The organism is Paenibacillus pini JCM 16418, assembly GCF_000576305.1.
GTDB classification, from domain to species: domain Bacteria; phylum Bacillota; class Bacilli; order Paenibacillales; family Paenibacillaceae; genus Paenibacillus_AQ; species Paenibacillus_AQ pini.
This window is the reverse complement of sequence record NZ_BAVZ01000006.1, coordinates 251,003-258,739: the sequence shown is the minus strand read 5'-3', so window position 1 is coordinate 258,739 and position 7,737 is coordinate 251,003. Positions and strand designations below refer to the sequence as shown.

Annotated in this window: 7 protein-coding genes; 5 read left to right on the top strand and 2 right to left on the bottom strand. The window is 44.3% G+C overall.

Features of this window, described 5'->3' with window-relative positions; genetic code table 11:
- Nucleotides 1-14 precede the first annotated feature (14 nt).
- Complete coding sequence (locus JCM16418_RS26905; RefSeq protein WP_052020217.1) at nucleotides 15-527, top strand: lipoyl protein ligase domain-containing protein; 513 nt, start codon at nucleotides 15-17, stop codon at nucleotides 525-527.
- A 63-nt stretch (nucleotides 528-590) separates the two neighbouring features.
- Here the strand turns inward: JCM16418_RS26905 and JCM16418_RS11500 are convergent, their stop codons facing one another.
- Nucleotides 591-1,301 carry a Na-translocating system protein MpsC family protein gene (locus JCM16418_RS11500; protein ID WP_036648867.1) on the bottom strand — a complete coding sequence of 237 codons (711 nt, stop codon included), beginning with the start codon at nucleotides 1,299-1,301 and terminating at the stop codon, nucleotides 591-593.
- Nucleotides 1,302-1,688: 387 nt separating this feature from the next.
- Here JCM16418_RS11500 and JCM16418_RS11495 point away from each other — a divergent pair, with 387 nt between their 5' ends.
- From JCM16418_RS11495 to JCM16418_RS11480, 4 genes are all read left to right on the top strand, one after another.
- Nucleotides 1,689-2,198 carry a cupin domain-containing protein gene (locus JCM16418_RS11495; protein ID WP_036648864.1) on the top strand — a complete coding sequence of 170 codons (510 nt, stop codon included), beginning with the start codon at nucleotides 1,689-1,691 and terminating at the stop codon, nucleotides 2,196-2,198.
- 40 nt (nucleotides 2,199-2,238) lie between these two features.
- Nucleotides 2,239-2,661 (top strand): DoxX family protein, encoded by a 423-nt coding sequence (locus JCM16418_RS11490; RefSeq protein WP_052020223.1) that lies wholly within the window; start codon nucleotides 2,239-2,241, stop codon nucleotides 2,659-2,661.
- Nucleotides 2,662-2,818: 157 nt separating this feature from the next.
- Nucleotides 2,819-3,514 carry a response regulator transcription factor gene (locus JCM16418_RS11485; RefSeq protein WP_036648861.1) on the top strand — a complete coding sequence of 232 codons (696 nt, stop codon included), beginning with the start codon at nucleotides 2,819-2,821 and terminating at the stop codon, nucleotides 3,512-3,514.
- Nucleotides 3,507-4,805: a sensor histidine kinase gene (locus JCM16418_RS11480; RefSeq protein ID WP_036648858.1), complete on the top strand. Its 1,299-nt coding sequence runs from the start codon at nucleotides 3,507-3,509 to the stop codon at nucleotides 4,803-4,805. Before JCM16418_RS11485 ends, JCM16418_RS11480 begins: the two co-directional genes overlap by 8 nt.
- 92 nt (nucleotides 4,806-4,897) lie before the next feature.
- Here the strand turns inward: JCM16418_RS11480 and mprF are convergent, their stop codons facing one another.
- Nucleotides 4,898-7,546 carry a bifunctional lysylphosphatidylglycerol flippase/synthetase MprF gene (gene mprF, locus JCM16418_RS11475; RefSeq protein WP_036648855.1) on the bottom strand — a complete coding sequence of 883 codons (2,649 nt, stop codon included), beginning with the start codon at nucleotides 7,544-7,546 and terminating at the stop codon, nucleotides 4,898-4,900.
- Nucleotides 7,547-7,737: the final 191 nt, after the last annotated feature.

The window sequence follows — 7,737 nt, the reverse complement described above, 5'->3', positions numbered from 1 at the left end:
CCGGCCAAGGCGACTTGCATTTTCACCGTGACTTCGAGCGGATGTATGATCTAATTCGCCAAGCGCTCCGGCATAGCGGTGTACAGATCGATAAAGGTGAAATCGCTGGGGCATTCTGCCCTGGCGATTATGATCTGAGCATCGACGGGCGCAAATTTTGCGGTATCGCGCAGCGGCGGCAGTCGCATGCCTTCGTCGTGCAAGCTTTTGTCATTACCGAGGGCTCAGGAGCCTCGCGTGCCGAGCTCGTACGCGAGTTCTACGCACGCGCCGCGCTAGGCGCGAGGACTGAGGATTACCCGCAAGTGCAAAGCAGCAGCACAGCCAGCCTGCAAGAGCTGACTGGCATGGCTCCCCATGCGGCTTCCCTATTTGCGGAAGGCGTGAAGGAAGTTGTGCGCCGCGGTCAGTCAGAGCAGGGCCTTGCCGATGCCGCCAGCCGGCTTGTTCTTCCAACGGTTGCAGAGGTGCAGCATATGGCGAGTGTACTTCAGCAGCGATATAATCCAGCCGTGAGTCCAAACTAACTTCACGAATGCGGGCTACGGCTATCTAAGTACATCTTCACGATAAAAAATCCGCCAAGCTTATCAGCTAGGCGGATTTAACAGTAGTAGCAATACACTTTGATCTCTCTCATAATTCCAATCTACGAAGCATTCCTGAATAGCGTGCCCGAGGAGCAATTCAAGCTCCTTACTGCGCAGTATATACTCTTTCTCCATGTTTCGCTTTACACTCTTAAGCAAATCTCCCTGACCCAGCCGAACTAGATCCTTCTCCAACTGCACCATAACACCCGTACGAACAATTAACAGAGACTTGGCATTTAATTCATACGAATGGATATGATCCGGTATCTTTAAAGTTAACTCGTTCATACGCAGTAGCTCTGTTGTAAGTTCACGAGAATGAGGAAAATCTGATTTCGGGCAGTGGTGTTCTATGCCCCTCTCCATCTCAGAGCATACAAGAACAATCATCCCTGTATTACGAAATAGATTCCAGTCATAATAATATTGATCATTCCGAATACCCGTGATCTTCTCTAGCTCATTTATCATCTCTGGAATAACGACCTGCATGAGTTTATCCCTCATTTGAAGTACAATTCCTTCATGATGCTGTTGCAACAGAATGCGTTCGGAAGGCGTTAGAAAATTTCTCAATACAATCGTAATATAAGGTTGAAGAACGGACACGACTACGGATTCAGGTCCTTTACCGAAGTGGTCACGTAAAAGCTTGCCTGTATAGCTGGCAATAAGCTGTTGATAGGATTGGTTATGTAATTGATTCATTAATATTTCGACTCGATCAAATGGCTTGCTGTTCTCACTGAATGAGCTTTCTGCACCCTTTTCCGATTAAAGCGAGTCCTGATCTCCCTTCTGATTACAAAATAACAGGGCTGTCCTTACGCTGTTAATAGCCGGAAATGAACAAAGAGTCATTGCACGCAAAAATGACCTAACTTTCCCTTATATAAAGAGAGAAGTTAGGCCATGAAAGTGACTTTTATCCGAGGGATATATTCATTCATTTACCCGGGCAATATGATGTTGACGTTTACAAAGATTATACCACATGTATTATCTTAAAAAAAGCACTCCTTGTAAGCTCTTCCGTTTAACAATGATTAGCATGGTTTATTTACATTCAATAAGGTAAACATCGGAGGCTACGCCATGAATTCATCTGATCTACAAACATACCTTTACGCAGATGACGGACTAATCCCGAATCATCCTACTCTACCTGTCCTTCACTATCGCGGCGTAATGCAGAGGCCTGCGGAAACAGAAGCCTGTTTTAACAAAAATGGTTGGTTGAACAGTTGGACAAACGGTGTATTCAGTTATCATCACTACCACAGCAATACGCATGAAGTACTTGGTATTATTCGCGGAAACGCAATTCTACAGCTCGGTGGATCTAAAGGTGATCAGCTAAAGGTACAGGCAGGGGATGTCATTGTGTTACCTGCAGGCACAGGACATAAGAAATGCTCTGCCAGTGCGGATTTCAAAGTTGTTGGAGCTTACCCAGATGGCATGGATTATAATGTACGTACGGGTGAACAGGGTGAGCGTCCACAAGTACTTGAAGAAATCACCCGTGTACCGCTTCCTACAACAGACCCTGTGTTTGGTGCAAATGGGCCATTGCTTCATCAATGGAATTCTGATCTGATCTGAGCCAATCCAATATAAAGGGACGTGAATGAACTTGAATCCAATGAATCGATCCACATCAACAAGAGGTAGCAAAGCGAAGAGCATCGGACGAATTATATTTGCTATATTCTTTGCTGGGGCCTGCGTTTTTCACTTTATGCAGGCTGAAGGTTTTGCCAAGATGCTACCGGATTGGGTTCCACTCCGCTTACCTATTATTTATGCTACGGGCATCTTAGAACTCGTCTTAGGTATTATGCTACTCATTCCAAGAACACGACGGCTTACTGGTATTGTGATTGCAATTTATTTGGTACTTATTTTTCCAGCTAACATTTATGCCGCTGTAAAGCATATTCCTGCGCCGGGTGCCGAAAGTACAGCCCCTGCAGCCTTATGGATTCGACTTATTTTTCAGCCACTATTGATCTGGTGGGTACTATGGTGTAGCCGTGAACGACCTAGGAAACATAATCTACCGTAAATAATAACGTCCCGCAAAAAAAGCAACGTATACGTGAACTGCACCCCAATTGTTAGACAGAACTAGCATTTGGAGGGTGTAGTTTTTTTGTGTAGATTTGACATTCCCTGCGAAATGTTATTCCATTACATCAAACGATTGTACCCGAGGTGAGCTTATGAGATTGTTAATAATAGAGGATGATCAGCATTTATCCGATACGATTTGTGAAACAACTGGCAGTTTGTTTCAAACCGAACAAGCTTTCGATGGCGAAGAAGGTCTGTTCCTTGCTGAACAAAATATTTACGACGTCATTATATTGGACATAATGCTTCCTCAGTTGAACGGTTATGAGGTGCTAGACAGACTACGCTCCAAAGGAATTACGACTCCTGTACTGATGCTGACAGCCAAAGATAGTATTGATGACAAAATTCAGGGCTTCAAAAAAGGCGCCGATGATTATCTTGTTAAACCTTTCCACCGGGAGGAATTGCTGCTTCGTCTCGAGGCCATATTGCGCAGATCTTCTGTTGGTGATTACAAGGAACATTCTCTCCAGTTTAAGGATTTAAAGCTCAATCTACAGAACCTCACCGTAACTATTGGCGATGAGCCTATCCTGCTTAACGGCAAACAGATTGATCTGCTAGAGTATTTGATTCACAATCGGGATATTATTCTAACCAAAGAGCAAATTTTTGACCGGGTATGGGGTATGGATTCCAGTACAACTAATACCGTCATTGAAGTGTATATAAGCAATTTACGCAAGAAGTTTAAGCAGTCTGGCTACGATAAATACATCAAGACTATTCGTGGCACTGGTTATATGTTATCGAGCTCCAATTGCGGTGAAGAGCATGAATAAGAACAAGGTCATTGCACGCCAGCAATGGAAGTTCATGCTGTATAATCTCATTGCATTCACGCTGTTCTTCGCGGTGTTTGGCACCATTATTTTCGCCCAAATGAAGACAACTCTGTTCGCTAAAACCGATTCAGAATTGATGAATTCCCGAGACATGATACAATCCGGATTCAAAAATACGTCAGAGAGTAGTGAGCAACCTGAGCGTAATTCAACACGGAATAAAGGGGTTCCTTCACCTTTAGAACCGCGGCAGGGGTTTAGTCCACGGATTATTCTCATTGAGTGGGATGCAAGTGGTAAAATTATGAACGCACAGCAAATGGGAATGCGATATTACGAGATATTTCAAAATTTAAAGCTAGACAAACAGACGCTTAATTCCATTTCTGAAATTACCATTGATAGTACATATCACTTTCGCACCATTTCGGTTAAAAACCCTCTTGTGAACGGAGACATTATTCAGCTTGTGATCAATGTGGATGCAGAGCAAAATCTCGTTGATCATTTCAAACAAATTATTATTCTATGCTCCGCTATCTTCATCCTATTATCCATTACTGTCAGCTTCTTCTTGTCCAAGAAAACCATGAAGCCCATTATTAACTCGTGGAACCGGCAGGTGGAATTTGTGGAGAATGCCTCGCATGAACTGCGGACACCACTCACCATTATTCAGAATAAGCTTGAACTACTACAAACGACACCCGATAAAAAAATTATGGATCGATTTGAAAATATTGCGCTCTCCCTTTCAGAGACTCGCCGACTATCAAGGCTAACGACGGACCTCATGACATTGGCTCGTGCCGATTCGACGGAAACACAACTCGAGAAACAGTCTATCGATCTTGATACGTTTATCGATAACGTTTGTAGCCCATATATGGAGATCGCTGAGATGCAAGATAAGAAAGTATACCTTCAGCTCAACAGCCAAACCAAAGTCATGGCCGATTCCGGTAGAATGCATCAGCTAATGGTGATTCTGCTAGATAATGCCCTAAAGTATACTGGGGAACATGATCGTATTACCATCAGTACTTCATTACAAGAGAACAAAATTGTGATTGAGGTCAGTGATACGGGGATTGGGATCAGTGAAGCTGGTATCGGACGCGTCTTCGATCGTTTCTACCGTGAAGATCGTGCCAGAACTCGCGGCAGCGGCGGTTCAGGACTTGGATTGTCCATTGCACAGTGGATTGTCCAGTCCCATAACGGAACGATTCAGGCTATTCATAACGAGCCAAAAGGGATGATTTTCCGAATAAAATTGCCCAAATAAAAGATTCACGAAGCTTATTGATCTATTAGAGATCGAAAAAGAGGCCGGAGCCTGATACAGGTTCCTGCCTCTTTCTCATACCTCCATTCCATTTATTTCGATACTCGTCTCGATACCAATCTAACTAAATCTACGGTCAGTACCGGGAGCGATACCCATACGGGATACGCTAGAAAACGAGGTTCCCATTCGGGATGGAATTTTTCCTTATATCGACGTAACCCTTTAAATCCGTACCAGTGCCCTCCATATTGGAACACAAGGTTGGCTAGTTTCTCCTCCCGAAGTGCATTGGAGTTATCTCCCACACTCGAAAGAGGTGCATTTCCAATGTTGAAAATCGTATACCCATTCGCCTTCGACCACTCTATTAATTGTACAAAGAGATAATCCATCAGACCGTTTGGCGAATCCGTTTGATAACGCATCAGATCTATGGACATCGTTCTCCCACCGTCGTAACCTGGCGCCATGGTAGCAAAAGCCATGACTTGGCTCGCAGCATTCCTCAGAATAGCGACTGGCGCTTGCTGAATATACGTGGGATCAAACCATCCGAGTGAGAAGCCCTTCTCACGTCTTCCATTCAGCCATCCTTCGGAAATCGAGTGAAGTTCCTCCATCAACTCCGAAGAGAAAGGCGCATCAACCATTTCAAACGTATAGCCTTCCCGCTCGAAGCGGTTCCTCACCGTCCGTAAATCCGTATTCTTTTTCCCACTGGTCGTAAATTCATCTAAATGCACCAGTGCCTCTTCACCCAGCTTGAAGAAACGGTAACCCTGCTCATGATAGAGCGGTAAGTAGGCAGGTGTTGCTTGATAAAATACAGCCGACATGGCGTATTCATCCGCCATTTTTATAAATTCGGCTATAGCCTCTGGCACAAATTGAATTGGGCCAATCGGATCGCCCAGTACAACCAGCTTGTCCCGAGCCCTAGCATAAGGAATCACCACTTGATTCTCTTGCGCCCAATATAGGCTTTTATCACCTGTAAAGAGCAAATGCGTCAGAAGGTTCCCTTCATGCTGCTCAAGAAAGGAGCGAAGCTTATTGAGTTCCTCAGGTGTCGCAGATACGGCAACTTTACGATTTGGCCGTAGTACAAGCAGCATAGTCAGTAGCACCCAAGCTCCGGCGAGTCCAATAAGAGCCGTAATTGCGTAAGGTTTCGGCCCAAGCATCCACTGCATCCGTTCAGCTGTTGGCAGATGCCGGAACCAGCCGTAATGGACATGACTTCCTATCCAGTAATACGCAAATGCAATAACAGCCGATACACCATACCAAATTAGCATATTACGAATCTCAATCGGTGCAGCGACACGATAGAACCGTGCGCGTGAAATCCATAACATAATGGCAACGATAAGTAGAAAGATAGCCTCTTCAAAATCGAAGGCTTTAGTGAAAGTAAAAATGGCTCCCGCCAGTAGCAATACCATCGTCCATATCTGTGCCCTACGGATTCGTAGTGAAATACCTCGGGACAAAATAATCAACATAAACCCAATCATCACCGAGAGTAAATGCGATATTCGCATGATTGGCATACTCAGTAATTCTTCAGTCAAACGCAGGCGATATAGCAGCCCAGGCGTTGCCGCGGATAATAGCAATATGACGCCACTGATCAAAACGAGTTTGCCAAGTGCCCAAACACCTAGATCGCTAAGGAAACGAAATTGGTCGGGCCAACGCCATATCTTTTGCCACCAAGTTAGGGGCAAGTCCATCAGTACACCATCTTTATCTGATGGGGGCTTAGATTGTGGTGTTCCAATTTCGATTGCCGACAGAATCAGCCCGATAAGCCAAGGTATAATATAGTAGAAAACTCGGAACAACACTAGCACAGCCATCGCTCGCTCAGCAGGCACCCCTAACTGTTCAAGTCCAAGTAGGACGGTCAAATCAAAAGCACCAATTCCACCTGGCGCCATGCTAAGAATTCCCGCAATGGCTGACACGGCATACATGCCAATAATTTCACGGAAAGAAATATCATGCAGCACGCTATTGGCGATTAGCCAGAATGTTACCCCTGCACAAGCCCACTCTAAAAATGATGCAGTAAGGGATATGCCCACGGTTGTCCATGGTGTCCGGCCTTCACCTTTATTGAACCATTTCGCAAAGAGTCTGGACCGCTGCATTAATATAAACAGTGGTAAGTATAGAGCCATTCCCCACACGGCAATGATAAGCCAGCGATGTTCCTGTAATAACCCCCCCGTAGGGAAAAGACCAACAAGAATACCCCATGACAATATAGATAATCCTGTAATGATTATAGGTGAAAGAAACACTACGGCTGAGGCCATAAGGATAGGTGATACACCGCTTTTTTTATATAGAAGCGTTCGAAGTCCTGCTCCCGTAAGTCCAGCAAATCCAATAATATTATTAAATGTATTGGCAATCCATGCATACCTAAATGTGCTCCAAAACTTAACCTTGAGCCGGAAATGTCGCCCAATCATATAGTCGTATAAGCTCATGACAGCAATGGAGAACAGTGAGAATAGAAAGATATCCACAACTGCACTAATCGGTAGTTTGCGAAGCTCATGAAAAGTGCGGTTTAAATTAATTTGTTTTAATTCACGCTGACCTTCCCAGTAAACAAGAGCGATGACTGCGATAGGGATGATTAAGCGTATTGCCTTTATTCTATATATAGAAGCGAGAACTCGAAAGATCTTGTATCTCTCCAGTCTTTCTTTCATGGATTGCATCCTATCACCTGCCGTAAGTAAATTGGTATGATTTCCTTTTTATCCTAACACAAAGCAGGTCTGATACAAAGACACAACCATCAAAATGGACTGAACTATAGTTGTTGTTACCCGTATTGCTTGGTTTCATTGTATCCATACGAATAATAAATCCACTTCAGAAAAAACTCCAGCCCGGACAGTCCCGAGCT

What these genes read in the sequence shown, in the direction of transcription:
- JCM16418_RS11480 (WP_036648858.1), top strand. Translation starts at nt 3,507, where the DNA reads ATGAATAAGAACAAGGTCATTGCACGCCAGCAATGGAAGTTCATGCTG.
- mprF (WP_036648855.1), bottom strand. Translation starts at nt 7,546, where the DNA reads ATGCAATCCATGAAAGAAAGACTGGAGAGATACAAGATCTTTCGAGTT.
- JCM16418_RS11490 (WP_052020223.1), top strand. Translation starts at nt 2,239, where the DNA reads ATGAATCGATCCACATCAACAAGAGGTAGCAAAGCGAAGAGCATCGGA.
- JCM16418_RS11485 (WP_036648861.1), top strand. Translation starts at nt 2,819, where the DNA reads ATGAGATTGTTAATAATAGAGGATGATCAGCATTTATCCGATACGATT.
- JCM16418_RS11500 (WP_036648867.1), bottom strand. Translation starts at nt 1,301, where the DNA reads ATGAATCAATTACATAACCAATCCTATCAACAGCTTATTGCCAGCTAT.
- JCM16418_RS11495 (WP_036648864.1), top strand. Translation starts at nt 1,689, where the DNA reads ATGAATTCATCTGATCTACAAACATACCTTTACGCAGATGACGGACTA.